Source organism: Variovorax sp. Soil_C_12, from assembly GCF_057657375.1.
On record NZ_JBDGIO010000001.1, the window covers coordinates 548,742 to 568,591 of the forward strand.

General features: G+C 68.2%; 25 protein-coding genes, 1 tRNA gene and 1 pseudogene. 4 read left to right on the plus strand and 23 right to left on the minus strand.

From position 1 onward, the window contains the following. The first annotated feature begins 7 nt into the window (after positions 1-7). Together AC3A6X_RS02765 and AC3A6X_RS02770 are read left to right on the plus strand one after the other, a co-directional pair. Positions 8-841, plus strand: a complete 834-nt coding sequence (locus AC3A6X_RS02765) for an alpha/beta hydrolase (protein WP_487840708.1) — start codon at positions 8-10, stop codon at positions 839-841. A 65-nt stretch (positions 842-906) separates the two neighbouring features. Next, positions 907-1,695, plus strand: a complete 789-nt coding sequence (locus AC3A6X_RS02770; protein WP_487840709.1) for a hypothetical protein — start codon at positions 907-909, stop codon at positions 1,693-1,695. On the opposite strand, the gene AC3A6X_RS02775 is transcribed toward AC3A6X_RS02770, so the two are convergent. The 10 genes from AC3A6X_RS02775 to petA all read right to left on the minus strand — a co-directional run bounded on the left by AC3A6X_RS02775 (position 1,586) and on the right by petA (position 9,286). Next, the gene (locus AC3A6X_RS02775; protein WP_487840710.1) at positions 1,586-2,224 is read right to left on the minus strand and encodes a hypothetical protein; all 639 of its coding nucleotides are present in this window, start codon (positions 2,222-2,224) and stop codon (positions 1,586-1,588) included. The genes AC3A6X_RS02770 and AC3A6X_RS02775 overlap by 110 nt on opposite strands. Positions 2,225-2,255: 31 nt before the next feature. Next, the gene (locus AC3A6X_RS02780; protein ID WP_487840711.1) at positions 2,256-3,014 is read right to left on the minus strand and encodes a DUF899 domain-containing protein; all 759 of its coding nucleotides are present in this window, start codon (positions 3,012-3,014) and stop codon (positions 2,256-2,258) included. Further along, complete coding sequence (locus AC3A6X_RS02785) at positions 3,011-3,706, minus strand: Vgb family protein (protein WP_487840712.1); 696 nt, start codon at positions 3,704-3,706, stop codon at positions 3,011-3,013. The genes AC3A6X_RS02780 and AC3A6X_RS02785 overlap by 4 nt, the downstream gene beginning before the upstream one ends. A gap of 46 nt (positions 3,707-3,752) precedes the next feature. Continuing rightward, positions 3,753-4,973, minus strand: a complete 1,221-nt coding sequence (locus AC3A6X_RS02790) for a helix-turn-helix domain-containing protein (protein WP_487840713.1) — start codon at positions 4,971-4,973, stop codon at positions 3,753-3,755. Positions 4,974-5,037: 64 nt separating this feature from the next. After that, positions 5,038-5,113 (minus strand) — tRNA-Thr (locus AC3A6X_RS02795). Between the two features lie 60 nt (positions 5,114-5,173). Further along, the gene (locus AC3A6X_RS02800) at positions 5,174-5,746 is read right to left on the minus strand and encodes a ClpXP protease specificity-enhancing factor (protein WP_487840714.1); all 573 of its coding nucleotides are present in this window, start codon (positions 5,744-5,746) and stop codon (positions 5,174-5,176) included. A 27-nt stretch (positions 5,747-5,773) separates the two neighbouring features. Next, positions 5,774-6,385 carry a glutathione S-transferase N-terminal domain-containing protein gene (locus tag AC3A6X_RS02805; protein ID WP_068684852.1) on the minus strand — a complete coding sequence of 204 codons (612 nt, stop codon included), beginning with the start codon at positions 6,383-6,385 and terminating at the stop codon, positions 5,774-5,776. A 95-nt stretch (positions 6,386-6,480) separates the two neighbouring features. Then, on the minus strand, positions 6,481-7,236 hold the full coding sequence (locus tag AC3A6X_RS02810) for a cytochrome c1 (RefSeq protein WP_487840715.1): 756 nt from the start codon (positions 7,234-7,236) through the stop codon (positions 6,481-6,483). Positions 7,237-7,256: 20 nt separating this feature from the next. Then, entirely contained in the window at positions 7,257-8,657 is a 1,401-nt protein-coding gene (locus AC3A6X_RS02815; protein ID WP_487840716.1) for a cytochrome b, read from the minus strand. A gap of 14 nt (positions 8,658-8,671) precedes the next feature. After that, complete coding sequence (gene petA, locus AC3A6X_RS02820; RefSeq protein WP_487840717.1) at positions 8,672-9,286, minus strand: ubiquinol-cytochrome c reductase iron-sulfur subunit; 615 nt, start codon at positions 9,284-9,286, stop codon at positions 8,672-8,674. Between the two features lie 155 nt (positions 9,287-9,441). On the opposite strand from petA, the gene mscL reads away from it, so the two are divergent. Further along, the gene (gene mscL, locus AC3A6X_RS02825; protein ID WP_487840718.1) at positions 9,442-9,870 is read left to right on the plus strand and encodes a large conductance mechanosensitive channel protein MscL; all 429 of its coding nucleotides are present in this window, start codon (positions 9,442-9,444) and stop codon (positions 9,868-9,870) included. Positions 9,871-9,873: 3 nt separating this feature from the next. Here mscL and pdxA read toward each other — a convergent pair whose 3' ends face one another. Together pdxA and AC3A6X_RS02835 are read right to left on the minus strand one after the other, a co-directional pair. Continuing rightward, the gene (gene pdxA / locus AC3A6X_RS02830) at positions 9,874-10,911 is read right to left on the minus strand and encodes a 4-hydroxythreonine-4-phosphate dehydrogenase PdxA (protein ID WP_487840719.1); all 1,038 of its coding nucleotides are present in this window, start codon (positions 10,909-10,911) and stop codon (positions 9,874-9,876) included. Continuing rightward, positions 10,908-11,684 carry a Nif3-like dinuclear metal center hexameric protein gene (locus AC3A6X_RS02835; protein WP_487840720.1) on the minus strand — a complete coding sequence of 259 codons (777 nt, stop codon included), beginning with the start codon at positions 11,682-11,684 and terminating at the stop codon, positions 10,908-10,910. Before AC3A6X_RS02835 ends, pdxA begins: the two co-directional genes overlap by 4 nt. 191 nt (positions 11,685-11,875) lie before the next feature. On the opposite strand from AC3A6X_RS02835, the gene AC3A6X_RS02840 reads away from it, so the two are divergent. Beyond that, positions 11,876-13,033 (plus strand): S1C family serine protease, encoded by a 1,158-nt coding sequence (locus AC3A6X_RS02840; RefSeq protein WP_487840721.1) that lies wholly within the window; start codon positions 11,876-11,878, stop codon positions 13,031-13,033. Positions 13,034-13,043: 10 nt separating this feature from the next. Here AC3A6X_RS02840 and tatC read toward each other — a convergent pair whose 3' ends face one another. The 11 genes and pseudogenes from tatC to AC3A6X_RS02895 all read right to left on the minus strand — a co-directional run. Then, entirely contained in the window at positions 13,044-13,847 is an 804-nt protein-coding gene (gene tatC / locus AC3A6X_RS02845; RefSeq protein ID WP_106555007.1) for a twin-arginine translocase subunit TatC, read from the minus strand. Positions 13,848-13,908: 61 nt separating this feature from the next. Next, the gene (tatB, locus tag AC3A6X_RS02850) at positions 13,909-14,367 is read right to left on the minus strand and encodes a Sec-independent protein translocase protein TatB (RefSeq protein ID WP_487840722.1); all 459 of its coding nucleotides are present in this window, start codon (positions 14,365-14,367) and stop codon (positions 13,909-13,911) included. A gap of 13 nt (positions 14,368-14,380) precedes the next feature. Beyond that, positions 14,381-14,620 carry a Sec-independent protein translocase subunit TatA gene (gene tatA, locus AC3A6X_RS02855; RefSeq protein ID WP_309964963.1) on the minus strand — a complete coding sequence of 80 codons (240 nt, stop codon included), beginning with the start codon at positions 14,618-14,620 and terminating at the stop codon, positions 14,381-14,383. Between the two features lie 67 nt (positions 14,621-14,687). Continuing rightward, entirely contained in the window at positions 14,688-15,047 is a 360-nt protein-coding gene (locus AC3A6X_RS02860; RefSeq protein WP_309964960.1) for a histidine triad nucleotide-binding protein, read from the minus strand. After that, complete coding sequence (locus AC3A6X_RS02865; protein ID WP_106555011.1) at positions 15,037-15,426, minus strand: DUF4870 family protein; 390 nt, start codon at positions 15,424-15,426, stop codon at positions 15,037-15,039. Before AC3A6X_RS02865 ends, AC3A6X_RS02860 begins: the two co-directional genes overlap by 11 nt. 28 nt (positions 15,427-15,454) lie before the next feature. Then, complete coding sequence (locus tag AC3A6X_RS02870; RefSeq protein WP_309964956.1) at positions 15,455-15,841, minus strand: phosphoribosyl-ATP diphosphatase; 387 nt, start codon at positions 15,839-15,841, stop codon at positions 15,455-15,457. Continuing rightward, on the minus strand, positions 15,838-16,239 hold the full coding sequence (hisI, locus tag AC3A6X_RS02875; protein WP_487841086.1) for a phosphoribosyl-AMP cyclohydrolase: 402 nt from the start codon (positions 16,237-16,239) through the stop codon (positions 15,838-15,840). The genes AC3A6X_RS02870 and hisI overlap by 4 nt, the downstream gene beginning before the upstream one ends. Positions 16,240-16,265: 26 nt before the next feature. Then, complete coding sequence (gene hisF / locus AC3A6X_RS02880; RefSeq protein WP_487840723.1) at positions 16,266-17,045, minus strand: imidazole glycerol phosphate synthase subunit HisF; 780 nt, start codon at positions 17,043-17,045, stop codon at positions 16,266-16,268. Positions 17,046-17,067: 22 nt separating this feature from the next. Then, complete coding sequence (locus tag AC3A6X_RS02885; RefSeq protein ID WP_487840724.1) at positions 17,068-17,910, minus strand: D-hexose-6-phosphate mutarotase; 843 nt, start codon at positions 17,908-17,910, stop codon at positions 17,068-17,070. 91 nt (positions 17,911-18,001) lie between these two features. After that, positions 18,002-18,388: an autotransporter domain-containing protein gene (locus AC3A6X_RS02890; protein WP_487840725.1), complete on the minus strand. Its 387-nt coding sequence runs from the start codon at positions 18,386-18,388 to the stop codon at positions 18,002-18,004. 190 nt (positions 18,389-18,578) lie between these two features. Further along, positions 18,579-19,175, minus strand: a pseudogene (locus AC3A6X_RS02895) (autotransporter-associated beta strand repeat-containing protein); the annotation flags it as partial. Between the last annotated feature and the right edge of the window lie 675 nt (positions 19,176-19,850).

Here is a 19,850-nt window from a genome sequence, read left to right on the forward strand (position 1 = left end):
CAGAACCTTGTCATCCAGAGTCTCTCGCATTGCACTATCGGCTTCGGCAGCTGCCATCGGCAGCATTGCGGCCTACTGGGCCCTCCTGGCGGCACGCCAAGGCCACATCCTGTTCAACGCCCGCAAGCACCCCGTCGTCCACCTGTCCGACGATTTCTCCACGTACTCGCACACCGTGCCGGGCGGGATGGTCCGGGGGTACGTCTACCACCCGCATGGCGAGGAGGCGCTGCGGGACCTGTTCATCTACTTCGCGGGCCGCGGCGAGGACGTCCGCGCCACGGCGCAGGCGTTGCACTGGCTTCCGGAAGGCTTCGGCTTTGCCGCGATCAACTACCGCGGGGTAGCCGACTCCGAGGGGCACCCCTCCGAGCTCGCCTCCGTGCAGGACGCGAGCCAGTTCGCCAATCACTTGCGCCGGGCCCTCCCGCACGCCCGCCTGCACGTCGTCGGCCGGAGCCTGGGCACCGGCGTGGCCATCCAGCTGGTGGCGCGGCAAGAGGTCGCGAGCCTGCAGCTGGTCACGCCCTACGACTCGATGCTGGAGGTGGCGAAGCGGCGCTTTCCGCTGGTTCCGCTTTCCCTGTTGCTGCGGCACCAGTTCAACTCCCTGGCGCACAGCAAGGAGGTCGCGGCGAAAACCCAGGTTCTCCTGGCCGAGCGGGACGATGTCGTGCTGCCGGAGCGCTCGCAGAAGCTCATCGCGGCCTGGCCGACGCCCATCAGCGTGCAGACGATCACCGGCTCCGACCACCACAACATCATGGGCCTCGAGGCGACCTGGCTCCATCTCGTCGACTTCGCCCTGACGGCCATCCTCCCGGAGCCGAAGGCGGCGTGAGTTCCACCATGCTGCGTCGTCCGTCCCTCTCGCATCGCGAATGCGCACTGCTGGTTTTGTTCGCCTTGCTGCTGGCGGCCGCCTTTGTCGGACCTGCCCTGCCCACCCCTGAACGGGCTGCCGCGCCCTTTGCCGACGACCGTGCCTGGTACGGGCTGCCGAACGCGATGGACGTGCTGAGCAATCTGGCCTTCGCGGCGATCGGCATCTGGGGCCTGCTCCAGCTGCGCCGGCTGGACCGGACACGGGAGGCCGCCCAGGACGCCGTGCCGCCGCCCGCAGGGACAAGGCAGGCAAACGACAACGCACTCGACTGCGCCTGGCTGTTCTTCGCAGGCCTGATCCTCACCGCCGCGGGGTCGGCCTTCTATCACCTGCACCCTGACAGTTTGCGGCTGGCCGCGGATCGTGCCGGCATGGCCATCGCGTTCGCCGGCATCGTGGGCGTTGCGGTCTGCGACCGCGTGAGCGCGCGCGCCGGCTGGCCGGCCGCCTGGTTCACTTTGGCCGGCGGCTTGCTGGCGGTGGGCGTCTTTCACGAGACCGGCAACGTGCTGCCATGGGCCCTGGTCCAGTTCGGCGGCATGGTGCTGCTCCTGGCGCTGGCGCTTGCCAAGCCGATGGGCAGCGGCATCGGGTTCAAGCCGGGTTGGGTGATGCTCTTCTACGGCCTGGCCAAGCTGTTCGAGCTTTCGGACCACGCGATCTTCGAGGCGACGCACGAGCTGATCTCGGGTCACACCCTCAAGCATCTGACTGCGGCGCTCGCGGCACTTCCTGTGCTGCACGCGGTTCGGGCACTGGAAAAGCAGCCTTGGCGACAGGATTCGGGCTCACCCGCCATGACCGCCTGAGGAAGCCGCGGCAAACCCCGATAGCGATCACGCCGGTGACGGCGAGCATCGCGGCGGTGTGGACGCCGACGGCCGCGCACGCCAGGACCAGCGAACCCGATGCGCCGCCCTCCCCGGCCGACGCGTCGCCCAGGCAGAGCGGGATCAGCGCCGGCACCAGCATCAAGCCGGCACCGTGCGCGGTGGACATCATGAAGGACCAGAGCGCCAGTCCGGCATGTCCTGCCGGCGCGCGGGCCCTCTGGGGTGTGTGGCCCGACAGGTGAAGCAGCGCGGCAACGATCAGCAGCCCGCCCGCCACGGCTTGCAGCACCACGCGATCCATCGACAGGCCGAAGGCGACCGCGGCGGCCACCAGCGCGACCGACGCGGCATGCCCGAGCGCGATCGGCACCAGCGCCCGCAGCGCTTGCGCCCGATCGCGCGAACGCACGCCCCAGGCGGCAGCGAACATCCAGCCGGTGGCAGGATTCAGCCCGTGGAGGGCGCCGGCTCCTGCGACTGCCAGCCATGGCCAAAGGCTTGCCATGCCATGTGCTCCGGCTCAGGTTGGGCGTCCTTCAATCGTGTACGCAGCATGAATGGGCGGCCGGCTTCGCCGCCGGTTCCGGCTCGTAGCGATCGTGGTGGCGCACCCAATCCATCTTGTAGGGTCCGTCGCCCTCGTCGCGGCCCTTGGGCGTGAGGTCCAGCATGGCGTACGTGCCCATCATCACTTCCACGCCGCGCCCGTAGGTCGAGTAGGTGTGGAAGATCTCGCCCGCGTCGTCCTTGTAGAACACGCTGATGCCGGGCCATTCCTCCGACGCCATCGGCCACTCGCCGTAGTTGTAGTGGAGCTTGCCCCGCGCCACCTCCTGCGGCGTGAAGCTGACACCGAAGTCGTAGTTGAAGTCGGTGCCATGCGAGGACACCCACTTGAACCGCCAGCCCATGCGCCGGCGAAAGCGCTCGATCTCTGCCAGCGGCGCGCGCGAGATGGCCACGAAGCTGACGTCGCGATGCGCCAGGTGCACGTTCATGCCGTCGGTGTGGTCGGCCATGAACGAGCAGCTCGGACAACCCTGCTCCCACCCCGGCGCGAGCATGAAGTGCTGCACCAGCAGCTGCCGGCGGTCTCCGAACAGCTCGCCCAGCGTGCGCCGGCCCTCGGGGGCTTCGAAGACGTCATCCGTCTCGACGCGTTCCCACGGCAGCGCGCGACGTTCGCGGGCGATCTGGTCGCGCAGACGCGTCAGCTCCTTTTCGCGCGCCAGCAGGGTCTTGCGCTGCTCAATCCATTGCGCCTTCGACACGACGGGACGGTTCACTGTGTTCATGACGGGCTCCTGTCGTGGTTCGACGCGCTTCTGGGGCGCCGCACGGCGCGGACCTTTCCGCTCGCGCCGCCGCCGGCATAGAAGAGATCGGCCCCGTCGGACTCGAGCCCGCTGACGCCGGCGCCGCGCGGCATCTCCAGCCGCTCGAGCACGGCGCCGCTGGCCGGGTCGATGCGGCGGATGTCGCTCTCGTCCCCTTCCCACGTTCCATGCCACAGCTCGCCATCGACCCAGGTCACGCCGGTGACGAAGCGGTTGGACTCGATGGTGCGAATCACGGCACCGGTCGTGGGGTCGATCTGGTGGATCTTGCGGTCGCGGTACTGCCCCACCCACAGGCTGCCCTCGGCCCAGGTGAGGCCCGAGTCGCTCCCGCTACCCGGCGCCGGGATCGACGCCACCACTTCGCCGGTGGCCGGATCGATCTTGTCGATGCGCGACTCGGCGATCTGGTAAAGGTGCTTGCCGTCGAAGGCGGTGCCGGCGTCGCCGGCGCAGGCCAGGGTGCGCGTGGTCTCGCCGCTTTCGGGGTCGAAGGCGATCAGCCTCGCGCCGGTGGCGGCCCAGACGCGCTGGCCATCATGGGTCACGCCGGCCACCTGGTCGACCCCGGGAAAGGGACCGTACTCGCGGACGATCTCGGCCGCTTGCACCGCGGCCTCGGGCCTGCCCTTGCTTGTCTTGCTGCTCATCGCTGCTCCTTGTGGTGCGCCTCGGGATCGGCGCCTGGAGACAACTCTATTCAATCGGCAGCGCAGCAGGGAGTAACAAGATCGTCGTGAATCCGGCGAGCGGCGGTGCCAGCCAGCGCTGGGCCCGGGCCCGACCGATGGAGCGCACGCGCCCCTCCGACTCGAGCTCGACCAGCGCGCGCTGGACGGTGCGCTGGCTGGCCCCCAAGGCCAAGGCCAGGGCCGAAGTCGACCAGGCCGCGCCATCCGAGAGCAGCGCCACCAGCGAAGCCTGCTCGCCGTCGATGGGCGGTGCGAGCACGACGACGGCGCGCTCGTCGCGCGGCCTGAGGGCGAAGCCGCGCGCGGTGGCCTCGATGAGGGCCAGCCCCGTGACGAGTGCGCGCAGGCGGCCGATCTCGACCCGCAGGCGCGCCCGATGCGTCTCGTCGGGGTACTGGGTGCGGAATACGCAGGCAATCAGGGCTTCCCGATCCACATCCCCGGGCCACGCCTCGGCAAGCGCGCGCGCCAACGCGAACAGCACGGGCCGCCGCGCCAGCTGCCGCCATTCGGGGTCGGCACCCAGGCCGCGCCGGCAGGCGTCGACCACCAGCGCGCCGGAGCCCAGGAGCGCGGCCACCTCATCGAGCCGCAGCGCCTGCTCGCCGCCGGCGAAGAGGCGCCGGGCGGCGGGACGACCGAGCACCGCGCCCGCCTCCGCCACCTCGGCCAGGAGCGCCGGCACGCCTGCGCGATCGGCCGCCTCTTGCGCGCGGGCGAGCGCCGCCTGGGCCGGGCCGGTGCGCAGCGAGCGCAGCGCCAGCTCGGCCGCGCTCAACTCGGCCACCGCCGCCAGCGACGGCGGCAGGCCGCGCGCGTCGAGGCGCGCCAGCGCGACCGCGGCCTCGTCGAGACGGCCGAGCAGCAGTAGCCGGCGCGCCGCGATCAGTCGTGCCTGCAGCGCGTTGGCGCGATCGCCGCGCGCCTCGAGCGTGGCCGCCGCGGCCGCCAGCGAGCGCGGCGAGCCGCCGAGGTCGCGCATGGCCAGCGCCACCTCGGCCTCGGCAACGAGACAGCGGGCGCGCGCCAGTTCCTCATGGGTGCCGAAGCCGCGGGCGGCGCGCCGCAGGAGCTCGCGCGCTCTCGGATGCTCGCCGAGCTGGGCCATGGCAATGCCGCGCAGGGCCAGCGCCGGAGGGTCCTCGCGCAGGGCGACACGCTTGAGGGCGCCGAGCGCGTCGCCGGCAGCGAGGGCACGCGCGGAGGCGGCGATCAGGGAATCCATGGCGACAGGCTACCAGCGCGCCGATGTCGCGCGCCGCCTTGCCGGGATGGGGGGAGATGGTCGATGGTGCCGCTTGTCGGAATCGAACTGACGACCTACCGCTTACAAGGCGGTTGCTCTACCAACTGAGCTAAAGCGGCACGGGAATGGGCGTTGATTCTAACGGCGCCCCTGCACGCGCCGCTCCCCTGCTCCTGCGGCTACTTGATGCGCTTGAGCGAAGGACGCGAGCCGCCGCCGCCCGGCGGGCGGGGCGGATCCTCGGGGTCGGGCGGCGTGGACGCGGTGGTTGCCGTGCTGTCCTCCGTCGCGCCTTCGCCGCTGATCAGGTGCACCACCTTGCCGGGATCGGCTTCCGCGCCGCGGGAGGCATCGCGCAGCGGCAGGCGCGCCGCGGGCGCTGCCGCACCGCCGGACGTGCTGCCCGCATCGGCCGGCGCCGTGGAAGGCGCTGGCGCGGGAAAGGCCATACCCTGGCCGTTCTCGCGCGCATAGATCGCGATCACGCGGCCCACCGGCACGCTGATCTCGCGCGCGGTGCCGGCGAAGCGGGCCTTGAACTCGATGAAGTCGTTGCCCAGCTTGAGCGAGCTGGTCGCATCGAAGCTGATGTTCAGCACGATCTCGCCGTTCTTCACGTACTCGCGCGGCACCTGCACGGTGTCGTCGACCTGCACCGCCACGTAGGGGGTGAAGCCGTTGTCCGTGCACCACTCGTAAAGCGCCCGGATCAGGTAGGGGCGGGTCGAAGAGGACTCCAGCGCATTGATCATGAAAAAAGCGGCAACAGCGTTCGGCGTTTACTTGCGCATGACCTTTTCGGAAGGCGTCAGCGCCTCGATGTAGGCGGGGCGCGAGAAGATGCGCTCGGCGTACTTCAGGAGCGGGGCGGCGTTCTTGCTCAGGTCGATGCCATAGTAATCCAGGCGCCAGAGCAGCGGCGCAATGGCGACATCCAGCATCGAGAAATTGTCGCCAAGCATGTATTTGTTCTTGAGGAACACGGGCGCGAGCTGGGTCAGGCGGTCGCGGATGTGCGAGCGGGCCTTTTCCAGCGCCTTCTCGTTGCCCTTGGCGCTGCGGTTCTCGAGGGTGGACACGTGCACGAACAGTTCCTTCTCGAAGTTGAGCAGGAACAGGCGCACGCGGGCGCGGTCGACCGGGTCGCCGGGCATCAGCTGCGGATGCGGGAAGCGCTCGTCGATGTACTCGTTGATGATGTTCGACTCGTACAGGATCAGGTCGCGCTCGACCAGGATCGGCACCTGGCCGTACGGGTTCATCACGCTGATGTCCTCGGGCTTGTTGTAGAGATCGACGTCGCGAATCTCGAAGTCCATGCCTTTTTCGAACAGCACGAAGCGGCAACGATGGGAAAAGGGGCAGGTCGTTCCTGAATACAAGACCATCATGGCTTAAGGCTCCTAAAAACTAAAAAGAGTGGGTAGCTCTCGGCAACCCACTCCGCAAGGACGCGCGCCGGCAAAGGCCGGCCGCGTTCCCTCTGTTACTTCACGTCTTTCCAGTACGAGGCGTTGAGACGCCACACGAAGACCAGCGCCAACACCAGGAACAGCAGGACCCAGACACCAACGCGGATGCGGGTGTTCTGCGCCGGCTCGGCCATCCACTGCAGGTAGGCCACGAGGTCGCCCATCGCCTGATCGTACTGAAGCGGCGTCATGGTGCCGGGCGTGACCTGCTCCCAGCCCTTGAAGACTTCGGTCGCGTGGCCGTGGGCTTCGACCTTGTCGAAGACCGGGCGGCGGTCGCCCTGCAGCTCCCACAGCACATGGGGCATGCCGACGCTCGGGAACACCAGGTTGTTCCAGCCGGTCGCCTTGGTGTCGTCGCGGTAGAAAGTGCGCAGGTAGGTGTACAGATAGTCCGCCCCGGTACCGCCGTGGCCGGCGCGCGAGCGCGCGACCAGCGTGAGGTCGGGCGGAACGCCGCCGAACCAGGCCTTGGCCTGGGCCGGGTCGAGGTTGGCTTTCATGGTCTCGCCAACCTTGTCGGTCGTGAACAGCAGGTTGTCCTTGATCTGCTGCTCGGTGATGCCGATGTCCTGCAGCCGGTTGTAGCGCATGAACGCCGCTGAATGGCAGTTGAGGCAGTAGTTGACGAACAGCTTGGCGCCGTTTTGCAGGGCGGCCAGGTCGTTGGTCTTGTTCGGCGCCTTGTCCCAGGCAATGCCGCCCTCGGCGGCATGCGCGCCGGCCACGATGCCGAGCGCTGCGATCAACGTGAGGATCAGTTTCTTCATTGTTGTGTGCTCCGGCTCTCTCAGTGCGCGTGGAAGGTCACGCGCTCGGGCACCGGCTTGAATTCGCCGAGGCGGCTCCACCACGGCATCAGCAGGAAGAAACCGAAATAGAAGAGCGTACCGACCTGCGACACGCGCTCGCCGGTCGGCGAAGGCGGCTGGACGCCGAGGTAGGCGAGGACCACGAAGTTGATGACGAACAGGCCGTACAGGTACCAGTGCCAGGTCGGACGGTAGCGGATCGAGCGCACCGGGCTGTGGTCCAGCCAGGGCAGGAAGAACAGGATGATGACCGCGCCGCCCATCACCACCACGCCCCAGAACTTGGCGTCGATCGTCAGCATCATGGCGGCGACGCCGACGGCGACGATCACGATGACGGCCTTGAAGACCGCGGCGAGATGCGCCTTCCAGACGCCGAAGGCAGCACCTGCGACCACGCAGGCGATCAGCGCATACATCATCTCGCTGGTGATGGCGCGCAGCATCGAGTAGTAAGGCGTGAAGTACCAGACCGGCGCGATGTGGTTCGGCGTCTTCAGCGAATCGGCCGGGATGAAGTTGTTGTACTCCAGGAAGTAGCCGCCGGCCTCGGGCGCGAAGAAGATCACGGCCGAGAAGATGGTGAGGAACACCACCACGCCGAAGATGTCGTGCACCGTGTAGTAGGGGTGCGAGGGAATGCCGTCCAGCGGATAGCCGTCAGGGCCGCGCTTGGCCTTGATCTCGATGCCGTCCGGGTTGTTCGAGCCCACCTCGTGCAGCGCGATCAGGTGCGCGACCACCAGGCCCAACAGCACCAACGGCACCGCGATCACGTGGAAGCTGAAGAAGCGGTTGAGCGTGGCGTCGCTCACCACGTAGTCGCCGCGGATCAAGAGCGCCAGGTCGGGCCCGACGAAGGGGATGGCGGAGAACAGGTTGACGATCACCTGCGCGCCCCAGTAGCTCATCTGGCCCCAGGGCAGCAGATAGCCCATGAAGGCTTCGGCCATCAGGCACAGGAAGATGGCGCAGCCGAAGATCCAGATCAGCTCGCGCGGCTTGCGGTAGCTGCCGTAGATCAGGCCGCGGAACATGTGCAGGTACACCACGATGAAGAAGGCCGAGGCCCCCGTCGAGTGCATGTAGCGGATCAGCCAGCCCCAGGGCACGTCGCGCATGATGTACTCGACCGAGGCGAAGGCCTGCGCCGCGTCGGGCTTGTAGTGCATCACGAGGAAGATGCCGGTCACGATCTGGATCACGAGGACCAGCATCGCCAGCGAGCCGAAGATGTACCAGAAGTTGAAGTTCTTCGGCGCGTAGTACTGGCCCCACTGGTCGTTCCAGAGCTTGGTCAGCGGGAAGCGGTTGTCGACCCAGTTCAGCAGCTTGTCGCCGGCGGGGGCGTTGGGCGAGATTTCCTTGAATTCAGCCATGTTCCTTTTGCTCCTCAGGCCTTCTTGTCTTCGCCGATCAGAAGGCGCGTGTCGGAGAGGTACATGTGCGGCGGCACCGGCAGGTTGTCGGGTGCGGGCTTGTTCTTGAAGACGCGGCCAGCCAGGTCGAAGGTCGAGCCGTGGCAGGGGCAGAGGAAGCCGCCTTCCCAGTTGTCGGGCAGCGAGGGCTGCGGGCCGGGCTGGAGCTTGTCGATGGGCGAGCAGCCGAGGTGGGTGCAGATGCCCACGACCACCAGGACCTCGGGCTTGATCGAGCGGCCTCCGTTGCGCGCGTATTCGGGCGTGAACTCGTCGGGGTTGCGCTTGGACTGCGGATCGGCGAGCTGGTCGTCCAGCTTGGCCAGTTCGGCGACCTGGGCCGGCGAGCGCTTGAGGATCCACACCGGCTTGCCGCGCCATTCGACGGTCATCTTCTCGCCGGGCTGAAGACCACCGATGTCCACCTCGACGGGTGCGCCGGCGGCCTTGGCTTTTTCAGAAGGCTGGAAGGTGCTGACGAACGGGATGGCGGTGGCCACTCCGCCCACTGCGCCGGCACAGCCTGATGCGATCAACCACGTCCGCTTGCTGCTGTCGATCCGCTGGCGGCCGACGGAGATGTCACTCATGGGGGTCCTCAATCTTCTTCGCTGGGGGCTTGGGGGTCAGCCGGCGATTGTAGCGGAGCGTCACAAGCCGATTCAACGCGAGCGCGAGGCGTGGCCGCGAGTCACGGGCCCCTCTATACTGCCCCGGACCAACAACAAGCACGCGAGGTAGCCCGATGAGTTTTCTAAAGGAATTTCGCGAGTTCGCCGTCAAGGGCAATGTGGTCGACCTCGCGGTTGGCGTGATCATCGGCGCCGCCTTCGGCAAGATCGTCGACTCCATCGTGACCGACATCATCATGCCGATCGTGGGCCTGGTGTTCGGCAAGCTGGACTTCTCGAACCTCTACGTGGTGCTGGGCACGATACCGCCGGGCGTGGCCAACAACCTGGCCGACCTCAAGAAGGCCGGCGTGGCGGTGCTGGCCTACGGCAACTTCATCACCATCGTGGTCAATTTCGCAATCCTCGCCTTCATCATCTTCTTGATGGTCAAGCAGATCAACAAGCTGCGCAGAAGGCACGAGGAAGCACCGGCGCCGGCCGCGCCGCCCGAGGAGATCGTGCTGTTGCGCGAGATCCGCGACGGCCTCAGGCGCTCCTGAAGGTCAGTCCACCAGCGCGCGCGCCATCCGGATCGCCTCGATGAGGCTGGACGCGTCGGCCCGCCCGCTGCCTGCGATATCGAAGGCGGTGCCGTGATCGGGGCTGGTGCGCACCAGCGGCAAGCCCAGCGTCACGTTCACGCCCTTCTCCACGCCCAGGTACTTGACGGGGATCAGGCCCTGGTCGTGGTACATCGCGACGACCACGTCGAATTCGCCGGCGCGCTGCGCGGTGGCGCGGGCGCGCATGAAGACGGTGTCGGGCGCATGCGGTCCATCGGCGTCGATGCCCTGCGCGCGTGCGGCCGCGATGGCCGGCGCGATGATCTCGCGCTCTTCCGTGCCGAACAGGCCGCCCTCCCCTGCATGCGGATTCAGGCCGGCGACGCCGATCCTCGGCGCGCGCCCCAGCAGCGCCGACAGCGAATCGTGCGTGATGCGCAGCGTCTGCAGCACGCCCTCGAAGCTGACGGCCTCGATCGCCGCGCGCAAGGACATGTGGATGCTCACGAGCACGGTGCGCAGCTCGTCGTTGGCCAGCATCATGCGCACCGGCACGTCCGCCAGCGGCCGGCCCAGGTGAGCCGCGGCCTCGGCCTGCAGCAGCTCGGTGTGGCCGGGGAAGGCATAGCCGGCTGCCGCCAGCGCCTCCTTGTGCAGCGGCGCGGTCACGATGGCCGCCACTTCGCCGCGCAGGGCGGCGCGTGCCGCCCAGACCACGCAGTCGCCGGCGACGCGGCCGGCGATCGCACTGATCGCACCGGGCGCGATCGCCACGTCGGGTGGGGCCACGACCTGCAGAACGGGAATGCAGTGCGGCGGCACGGCCAGCGCCTCGGCCGGCGCCTCGATCAGCGCGACCGGTAGCGCGGGCCGTCCCGGCGCCTCGAGCGCCTGCGCCGCCCGGCGCACGAGCCCCAGGTCGCCGGCCACGAAGCAGCCTCGCGTGAGCTCGGGCGCGTCGCGAAAGGCACGCGCGATGATCTCGGGGCCGATGCCCGCGGGATCGCCCAGGGTGATGGCAAGGGCCTGGCTCTTCACGCCGGGTTGTCGATGTCGATGAACTGGTGGGCGAGGCCCAGCTGCGCGGCCACATGGGCCGCCACCGCGGGCGCGCCGTAGCGCTCGGTCGCATGATGGCCGCAGGCCAGGAAGGCCACGCCCATCTCGCGCGCATAGTGCGCCTGGGGCTCGGAGATCTCGCCGGTGATGAAGGCGTCCGCGCCGGCCGCGATCGCGGCCTCGAAATAGCCCTGCGCCCCGCCGGTGCACCAGGCGATGCTGCGGATGGGCCGCGCCTTCGGCACGTCGACCAGCGTGATCTTCTTGCCCAGCGCCTGCTCCACGTGCGCGGCCAGCGCACGGGCGTTGTCGAAGCTCTCGCCGTTGCCGGGCGCGCCGAGGAAGCCGATCTCCTGCTCGCCGAAGCGGCCGGTCGAGCCCGCGTGCGCAACCAGCCCCAGCTTCAGCCCGAGCTGGGCGTTGTTGCCGAGCTCGGGATGGGCATCCAGCGGCAAGTGGTAGGCGAACAGGCTCACGTCGTCGCCGAGCAGCAGGCCCAGCCGCTGCTTCATCCAGCCGGTCACACGGCCGTCCTGGCCGCGCCAGAACAGGCCGTGGTGGACGAAGATCGCGTCGGCTTCGGCATGGATGGCGGCCTCGATCAGCGCGCGGCTCGCGGTCACGCCGGAGACGATCTTGCGCACCGAGGTGCGGCCCTCGACCTGCAGGCCGTTGGGTCCGTAGTCCTTGAAGCGCTCGGGCGCGAGCAGCAGGTCGAAGGCGTGCAACAGCTCGTGTCGGGTGGTGCTCATCGCGCCATTGTGGACCCGCGCGCGGCCAGGGGTGGGCGATCGGCAGGGTTTTCCCTAGATGGACAGGAGCCGGAATAGCCCCTGCGCGCGCAGGCGCACCGGAACGGCCCGGACGTTGAGGGACAATGCGACTCCTCGACGCCGGCTTTGCACGGCAACGCTGCAACCCTCCTTTTTCTCCCTGCTTTTTCATGAAACGCACCTGGCTGCTGTTCGCCCAAGCCGTGACCGTGATGCTCGCGGCCTATTTCGTCGTCGCCACGCTCAAGCCCGAATGGATCGGCCGGCGCGCCACATCGCTGGGCGGCGTGGTGTCGGTGATCGAGGCGCCGGCGTCCAACCCGTCGGCGCTCACGCCCGGCAGCCTGAGCGCCGCGGCCAAGAAGGCCTCCCCGGCCGTGGTCAGCATCAACACCAGCAAGGCGGCGCGGCGCAGCCCCCGCAGCGACGACCCGTGGTTCCGCTTCTTCTTCGGCGACCAGGGCGACCAGCCGCAAATCGGGTTGGGCAGCGGCGTGATCGTGAGCGCTGACGGCTACATCCTCACCAACAACCACGTGGTGGAGGGCGCCGACGAGATCGACGTCACGCTCAACGACAGCCGCCACGCGCGCGGCAAGGTGATCGGCACCGACCCCGACACCGACCTCGCGGTGCTCAAGATCGAGCTCGACAAGCTGCCCGTGGTCGTGCTGGGCAACTCGGACAACCTGCAGGTGGGCGACCAGGTGCTGGCCATCGGCAATCCCTTCGGCGTCGGCCAGACCGTGACCAGCGGCATCGTCTCGGCGCTGGGGCGCAACCAGCTGGGGATCAACACCTTCGAGAACTTCATCCAGACCGATGCGGCCATCAACCCCGGCAACTCGGGCGGCGCGCTGGTCGACGTGAACGGCAACCTCGAGGGCATCAACACCGCGATCTACTCGCGCTCGGGCGGCAGCATGGGCATCGGCTTCGCCATCCCGGTCTCCACCGCCAAGCAGGTGCTGGAAGACATCGTCAAGGAAGGCAAGGTCACGCGCGGCTGGATCGGCGTCGAGCCCAACGACCTCTCGCCGGAGCTGGCGGAGACCTTCGGCGTCAAGGCCCGCAAGGGCGTGATCATCACCGGCGTGCTGCAGAACGGCCCGGCCGCGCGGGCGGGCGTTCGCCCCGGGGACGTGATCACCGGCGTCGGCGAGAAGCAGATCGGCAACGTGCAGGAGCTGCTGACGGCGGTCGCGGGGCTCAAGCCCGGCGACGCCACGCGCTTTGCGCTTCAGCGCGGCAGCGACAAGATGGAGCTGGACGTCACGCCGGGCCTTCGGCCCCGCAGCCCGGTGCGCCGCGGGCCGCAGACCGAGTAGTCGGCGCCGCTCAGGGCTGCGGCGAGTCGGCGCTTTCGCTTTCGTCGGGCGCCTTGCTGTGCTTGACGAAGTAGCGCGCGGCGACGATGCCGACTTCGTAGAGCACGCACATCGGGATCGCCAACGCGAGTTGCGAGACCACGTCGGGCGGCGTGAGCACCGCCGCCACCACGAAGGCCAGCACGATGAAGTAGCCGCGGAAGCTCTTCAGCTTCTCGATGGTGACCATTTCGAAGCGAACGAGCAGCATCACGACGATCGGCACTTGGAAAGCCACGCCGAACGCAAGATAGAGCGACAAGATGGCTTCGACGTAGGACGCGATGTCAGGCGTTGCCGCTACCGCCTCCGGCGTGAATTTCTGGATGAAGCCGAACATCTTGTCGAGCACGAAGAACTGCACGAAGGCGATGCCGGCATAGGCCAGGAAGCTGCCGAAGATGATGAGCGGCAGCGCGAACTTCTTTTCGTGGCTGTAGAGGCCGGGCGCGACGAACATCCAGGCCTGGTACATGAGCCAGGGCAGGGTCAGCAGCACCGCCGCCATCATCAGCGCCTTCAGCGGCACGAAGAAGGGCGAGAACACGCCCACTGCGATCAGCTTGGCATCGGGCGGCATGTGGGAGCGAATCGGCACGGCGATCAGGTCGATCAGGCCGCTCGGGCCGGGCCAGATCGCCAGCAGGACGCCTGCGATCGCGAGCCCGTAGACGCAGTAGAGCAGGCGGTCGCGCAGCTCCATCAGGTGCGCGACGAAAGGCTGCTCGGTGCCGGCCAGCTCGTCTTCTTTGTTCTTGTCGGGGGAATCGGCCATGTGGGGCGCTGCGGGCGAGGTTGGGGGCGCGCTGCGCGCGGCCGGAACGAGCGGACGGCTCTCAGTTGATCTTGTGCGGGCGGTAGCGCGCCACGCGCGCCGCACCCGAAAGCGCCCGGGTGCGGACGCCGTTGCGTGCCTTGTACCACTGCGGCATGGCGCCCTGCTTCAGGCGCCACTTCTTGCGGGGGTGCTTGTACTCGGGGTAGCTCGGGGTCGGCTCGGTCAGCTCGGAGCCGGTCTGGCCGACCTCGGAGAACTGCTTCTCGAACTCGCTGGCGCCGGTCTGGATGCTGTGCTCGACGTCGCGGGCGGCGTCCTGGACCGTGTCCTTCATCTTGCGCAATTCGTCGAGGTCCATCGAGCGGTTGACCTCGGCCTTGACGTCGTTCACGTAGCGCTGGGCCTTGCCCAGCAGCGTGCCGACGGTGCGCGCGACCCGCGGCAGCTTTTCGGGCCCAATCACGATCAGCGCGACGGCGCCGATCAACGCCAGTTTCGAGATGCCGAGGTCGATCACGGAGGCAGCGTGCTCAGGACTTCTGGCGCGCTTCGACGTCGATGGTCGACTTGTCGGCGTTGCTGCTGTTGGCGCTCACCTGGGGGTTCGGGGTGGCGGGCGTCTCGGGCGCCGAGCCGTCCTTCATGCCGTCCTTGAAGCCCTTGACGGCGCCGCCCAGGTCGGAGCCCATGTTGCGCAGCTTCTTGGTGCCGAAAATCATCACGACGACGAGCAGCACGATCAGCCAGTGCCAGATGGAAAGTGAACCCATGGATTACTCCTGAAGAATGTTCGATTTTAGTCGGCGCGAGAGGCAGCCCCCGGCGCAGAACGGAATATCAACCCTTGAGCCAGGGGCGGGGTCCGCCCATGACATGGACATGGAGATGGTGAACCTCCTGCCCGCCCTCGGCGCCCGTGTTCACCACGATGCGAAAGCCGCCCTGAGGATAGGGCCGGCAGCCCTGCTCGAGGGCCAGCTTGGGGGCCAGCGTCATGATTCGGCCGAGCAGCGCCGAATCTTCCGGCGTAACCTGGGCCATCGAGGGAATGTGGCGCTTGGGCACCAGCATGAAGTGAACCGGCGCCCAGGGCGCGATGTCGTGGAAGCCGAACAGCTCGTCGTCCTCGTAGACCTTGCGCGAGGGGATCTGGCCCGCAGCGATTTTGCAGAAGATGCAGTTCGGATCAGAGGACATTCGAAGGCTCCATGGAACGGCCCGCATTCATGCGCACCATCCCCTTGACGATGCGATAGAGGAACCACAGTGAAATCAGCGCCCAGGCGATCCAGCCGGGCAGCAGCAACAGCAGCCAGAGCCAGGAGGTCAGGATGTAGGCCAGGCCGGCCCACAGCACCGAGCGGATGCGCCAGCTGAAGTGCGAGGCCTGCCAGGTGCCGGCGGCATCGTCGCGCTTGACCAGGTCGATCACCAGCGCGATCAGCAGCAGTGCGATGGAGGCTTGCGTACCGGGCAGCACGGCGCCTACGGCGACGACCAGATGCAGGATGTAACTGATCCAGCCCCAGGTCTTGAGCGACGAATCGGGCTCGACGGTCACGATGTCGTTGGGCATGGCGTCCTCTCAGTCTCGATCGTTGGACTCAGTCGTTGGAAGCTTCGCGGTCCTGCGCCTTGCGCAAGGCCTTTTCCTCGATGCCGCTGGTGCCTGCGCGCCGCTCCAGCTCGGCGACCACGTCGCGCGGCGAGAAGCCGTAGTGGGCCAGGGCCACCATGCTGTGGAACCAGAGGTCGGCCACTTCGTTCACTATTTTCGTGCGTTCGCCGCCGTGGTCGGCATCCTTGGCGGCCATCACCACCTCGGTGGCCTCCTCTCCGATCTTCTTGAGGAAGGCGTCGGGGCCGCGGTGCAGCAGGCGCGCGACGTAGCTCTTGTCGGGGTCGCCGCCATGGGCGGGCAGACGGCTCTCGATCACGGCGGCCAGACGGGCCAGTGCGTCTTCCATCGGGCGTTGAGTGTCTGTGCTCATCGGGGCGAGACAGGGTAAATCGTTGAGGGATCCTTCAGGACCGGTTCGGTCACGGTCCACCGGCCGTTCTCGTACTTGCTGAAGAAGCAGCTGTGGCGGCCGGTGTGGCAGGCGATGCCGGGCTCGTGGCCGGTCTGCGTGACCTCGAGCAGCAGGACGTCGTTGTCGCAGTCCATGCGGATCTGGTGCACGGTCTGCACATGGCCCGACTCCTCGCCCTTGAACCAGAGCTTGCCGCGCGAGCGGCTGAAGTAGACGGCGCGGCCCAGCTCGGCCGTCTTTTGCAGGGCCTCGCGATTCATCCAGGCGAACATCAGCACGTCCTTGCTGCCCTGTTCCTGCGCGATCACCGGCACCAGGCCGTTCGCGTCCCACTTCACTTCGTCCAGCCAGTTCATCTTGGTCATTGTCGGGGATGTTTGTTTCACATCCGCACGGGAATCCCGCGCGCCGCCATGCAGGCCTTGGCCTCGCCGACGGTGTATTCGCCGTAGTGGAAGATGCTGGCCGCCAGCACTGCGTCGGCGCCGCCGGTCTGGATGCCGTCGGCCAGGTGGTCCAGGTTGCCGACGCCGCCCGAGGCGATCACCGGCACGCTCACCGCGTCGCTCACCGCCCGGGTCAGCGCGAGGTCGAAGCCGCTCTTGGTGCCGTCGCGGTCCATGCTGGTCAGGAGGATCTCGCCGGCGCCGCGTCGCGCCATCTCGACGGCCCACTGGACCGCGTCCAGGCCGGTGTTCTTGCGGCCACCGTGGCTGTAGACGTCCCAGCCCTCGCCGAGCCGGGCCGCGTCCTCGGCGGAACGGCGCTTGGCGTCGATCGCGACCACGATGCACTGGGCGCCATACTTGCGCGAGGCGTCCTCGATGACCTGCGGATTCGCGATGGCGGCCGAGTTGAAGCTGGTCTTGTCGGCACCCGCGTTGAGCAGCCGGCGCACATCCTCGACGGTGCGCACGCCGCCGCCAACCGTCAGCGGGATGAAGACCTGCGAGGCGACGGCCTCGATGATGGGCAGGATCAGGTCGCGGCCATCGCTGGTGGCCGTGATGTCCAGGAAGGTCAGCTCGTCGGCGCCCTGGGCGTTGTAGCGCGCCGCGATCTCGACCGGATCGCCGGCATCGCGCAGTTCGACGAAGTTGACGCCCTTGACGACGCGGCCGCCGGTGACGTCGAGGCAGGGAATGATGCGCTTGGCAAGCATGTGGGTTAGCTCGGGAAGGAGTTCAAAGGACGGTGAGCAGCTGCCAGCCCTGCCAGCTGCCGCCGGGCGCCAGCAGCACCTGCTCGTCGATGCGCGCGGCCTCGACGCAGAGCATGTGGCGCCAGCCGTCGTCGGGCAGGTCCGCCAGTTGTGCGCTCAGTTCGGGGCCGGGGTTCCAGACCACCGTTTCGGTGCAGCTCGCGCTCTGCGCGATCTCGAGCGTGCCGGAGGGCTGCACCAGGTGCAGCGGGCGGGCCGGCGCCGCGTAGACGCTGTCGAACTCGGTGCCGAAGCGCAGCGCGGGGGCGAGGTCGACGTGGCGGTCGTCGCGCACCGCGTCCCAGCGGTTGGCGCCCTGCAGGCCTTCCAGCGTCGCCTGAGCGATGTCGTCCACGCGCAGGTAGCTGTGCAGTGCGGCGGCGAAGGACCAGGGCGCACCCCCGGTGTTGTCGATGGTGAGCGCGATGCGCAGCGAATGCGGCGCCAGAGTCACCGTCAGCTTGGCGTGAAAGGCATGCGGCCAGATCGCGCGCGTGGCCTCGTCGTCGTGCAGCGCAAGCACCAGGGTGTCGGGCTTGCCGGCGGCGCCGGCCGGGTCGGCCCGCCAGGCGACGTTGCGCACGAAACCGTGCTTGGGCAGCGGTCCGCGCTGGTTGAACTGGGGCCAGCAGAGGGGCACGCCGCCGCGGATCGCGCTCTGGCCGTCGAAGCGCGCTTCCGGGCTGAGGTACAGGCGCTCGGTGCCATCCGCCGTGGTCCAGGACAGCACATGGGCGCCGTGCAGCGCTACCGTGAAGGCGCCGCCCTCGGGCAAGGCGAGGCGCAGTGCGGGCTGGCCATGGAAATCGAGCTCTTGGAGAGACATGGCCCCATTCTAGGTTTTGGCGTGCGACCGCCGAGGGGGACCACGTCACGCTGACGTGTCGCCAGTCGAGCGCGTCGAGCGCGCCTTCAACCTACCATCGCACCCGCAGCCCCGCCGAGGCGTTGAGCTGCGACTTCACGCGGTTGTCTCCGCCTGACGCCCACAGCTTGCCGAGCTCGCCGTAGAGGCTGGTCGATTCGCTCAGGCCCAGCGTAAAGCCTGCGGCGAGTTCGGCGGAGGTGCTGCCGTTGCTGCTGACAATGGTCGTGATGGCGGCCGGGATGATGAAGCGCGTGGCGTCATCGCCACCTCCGGTGCGGTACAGGTTCACGCGCGCATAGGGTTGCAGCCGGCCTGCACTCGTGCTTATGTCGCCCTTCACCCGCACGCCCACGCGGGCGAGCCAGCTCGCGTCGCTCTCCTGGTGCATGCGCGTGGCCCCGAGGTGGACGTCGTCGAATTCGACGTGCTGGTGCACCAGTTGCGCCTGTGGCTCGATCTGCCAGCCTTCCGGTCGTCAGCGTGCCGGTGCCCAGGGTCACGAAGCCATAGCCCGCCAGGCTGCCGATGGTCTGGTCGTAGTTGTTCAGGTCCAGAGTGGCGCCTCCGCCGAGCGTGACCGCGCTGGCGGCGCTGAAGGCATTCGCCGCTCCGGCTCGCAGCGTGCCTGCGACGGTCGTCGCGCCGGTGTAGGTATTGGCGCCGGCGAGGATCAAGACGCCGAAATCACCGGTCTTGGTCACGCTGCCCGTTCCCGAGATGCCGCCGGTGGAGGTCAGGTCGGCGTTGGCGTCCGTCTGGAAGGTGCCCCCGGCACCGCCGATGGTGATGGCACGCGCCGTCGTGACGGCCGCCGTGGTCTGCAATGTGCCGCCGTCGAGGGTCAACGGGCCCGACGCCGCACCGAGGTTCTGGTCTGAGGAGATCGACAGCGTGCCGCCGGTGACGGTGGTGCCGCCGCTGTAGGTGTTGGCGCCCGAGAGGACCAGGCGGCCAGGGCCTGCTTTGGTAATGCCGATGCTGCCTGCATTGGCGCCGGCGCCGCCGGAGCCGGTCTGGTCGGCGATGGCGTCGTCGAAGGTCTGGGTGGCATCGGTGCCGGGCACGAAGGTGAGCGTGCTGGTCGTGCCCTGCATGAAGATGCCGGTGCCGAAGGCCGAGCCGGCTCGAGCACCGCCACCACCCACCACGCTGTTTCCGCGCACCTCGCTATTGCCACCCAGCGTGAGCGAGCCGCCGTCCATGACGAAAACGGCACCGCCCATGCCAGCGCCGCCGCCGCCTTGCCGGCTGGAAGAGTTGCCCCCCCGAAACCGCCGGCCCTTACCTCAATGATGTCGCCGCCGCCGCCGCCGCCGCCAAATCCGCCTGCCCCTCCCCTTGCGGCAGGACCGCCACCGCCGCCACCACCACCAAATCCTCCGCTTCCTCCCTCGGATGACCTGATTCCGGTGCCGCCGCCACCGCCGCCGCCGCCCAAGCCGCCGTTTCCGCCATCGGTGTCAGAGACCACCCCTGAAAACGCACCTCCGCCTCCGCCACCCGTGTAGGGGCCGCCATTCTGCCCACTCACCGCGTCTCCACCTTTGCCGTCATTCGGCCCGCCGCCGTTGCCACCGAGGAAGGTGGCATCCGACCCGGCGCCTCCGTCGTCGAACAATCCGCCGCCGCCACGGCCTGCCAAATTGGCTCCCGCGACGACTGTGCCACCATTCCCACCCATTCCCCCGCCGCCACCGCTGCCTTCACCGGGCACCGTGCTGCCACCATCGCCACCGACCGCACCGTTGCGGAGTACGACGACGTCGTTCAGGTTGACTCCTGCTCCGGTGACCACGAACACCGCGCCGCCCGCACCCATGCCGCCGCCGCCTGAAGACGAGCCCATCCCACCGTGCCCCCCTTGGGCCCGCAGGTTCTGCATCGTCAGGCCATTGACG

What these genes read in the sequence shown, in the direction of transcription:
- AC3A6X_RS02775 (WP_487840710.1), bottom strand. Translation starts at nt 2,224, where the DNA reads ATGGCAAGCCTTTGGCCATGGCTGGCAGTCGCAGGAGCCGGCGCCCTC.
- AC3A6X_RS02780 (WP_487840711.1), bottom strand. Translation starts at nt 3,014, where the DNA reads ATGAACACAGTGAACCGTCCCGTCGTGTCGAAGGCGCAATGGATTGAG.
- AC3A6X_RS02785 (WP_487840712.1), bottom strand. Translation starts at nt 3,706, where the DNA reads ATGAGCAGCAAGACAAGCAAGGGCAGGCCCGAGGCCGCGGTGCAAGCG.
- AC3A6X_RS02790 (WP_487840713.1), bottom strand. Translation starts at nt 4,973, where the DNA reads ATGGATTCCCTGATCGCCGCCTCCGCGCGTGCCCTCGCTGCCGGCGAC.
- AC3A6X_RS02800 (WP_487840714.1), bottom strand. Translation starts at nt 5,746, where the DNA reads ATGATCAATGCGCTGGAGTCCTCTTCGACCCGCCCCTACCTGATCCGG.
- AC3A6X_RS02805 (WP_068684852.1), bottom strand. Translation starts at nt 6,385, where the DNA reads ATGATGGTCTTGTATTCAGGAACGACCTGCCCCTTTTCCCATCGTTGC.
- AC3A6X_RS02810 (WP_487840715.1), bottom strand. Translation starts at nt 7,236, where the DNA reads ATGAAGAAACTGATCCTCACGTTGATCGCAGCGCTCGGCATCGTGGCC.
- AC3A6X_RS02815 (WP_487840716.1), bottom strand. Translation starts at nt 8,657, where the DNA reads ATGGCTGAATTCAAGGAAATCTCGCCCAACGCCCCCGCCGGCGACAAG.
- petA (WP_487840717.1), bottom strand. Translation starts at nt 9,286, where the DNA reads ATGAGTGACATCTCCGTCGGCCGCCAGCGGATCGACAGCAGCAAGCGG.
- mscL (WP_487840718.1), top strand. Translation starts at nt 9,442, where the DNA reads ATGAGTTTTCTAAAGGAATTTCGCGAGTTCGCCGTCAAGGGCAATGTG.
- AC3A6X_RS02835 (WP_487840720.1), bottom strand. Translation starts at nt 11,684, where the DNA reads ATGAGCACCACCCGACACGAGCTGTTGCACGCCTTCGACCTGCTGCTC.
- AC3A6X_RS02840 (WP_487840721.1), top strand. Translation starts at nt 11,876, where the DNA reads ATGAAACGCACCTGGCTGCTGTTCGCCCAAGCCGTGACCGTGATGCTC.
- tatC (WP_106555007.1), bottom strand. Translation starts at nt 13,847, where the DNA reads ATGGCCGATTCCCCCGACAAGAACAAAGAAGACGAGCTGGCCGGCACC.
- tatA (WP_309964963.1), bottom strand. Translation starts at nt 14,620, where the DNA reads ATGGGTTCACTTTCCATCTGGCACTGGCTGATCGTGCTGCTCGTCGTC.
- AC3A6X_RS02860 (WP_309964960.1), bottom strand. Translation starts at nt 15,047, where the DNA reads ATGTCCTCTGATCCGAACTGCATCTTCTGCAAAATCGCTGCGGGCCAG.
- AC3A6X_RS02865 (WP_106555011.1), bottom strand. Translation starts at nt 15,426, where the DNA reads ATGCCCAACGACATCGTGACCGTCGAGCCCGATTCGTCGCTCAAGACC.
- AC3A6X_RS02870 (WP_309964956.1), bottom strand. Translation starts at nt 15,841, where the DNA reads ATGAGCACAGACACTCAACGCCCGATGGAAGACGCACTGGCCCGTCTG.
- hisI (WP_487841086.1), bottom strand. Translation starts at nt 16,239, where the DNA reads ATGAACTGGCTGGACGAAGTGAAGTGGGACGCGAACGGCCTGGTGCCG.
- hisF (WP_487840723.1), bottom strand. Translation starts at nt 17,045, where the DNA reads ATGCTTGCCAAGCGCATCATTCCCTGCCTCGACGTCACCGGCGGCCGC.
- AC3A6X_RS02885 (WP_487840724.1), bottom strand. Translation starts at nt 17,910, where the DNA reads ATGTCTCTCCAAGAGCTCGATTTCCATGGCCAGCCCGCACTGCGCCTC.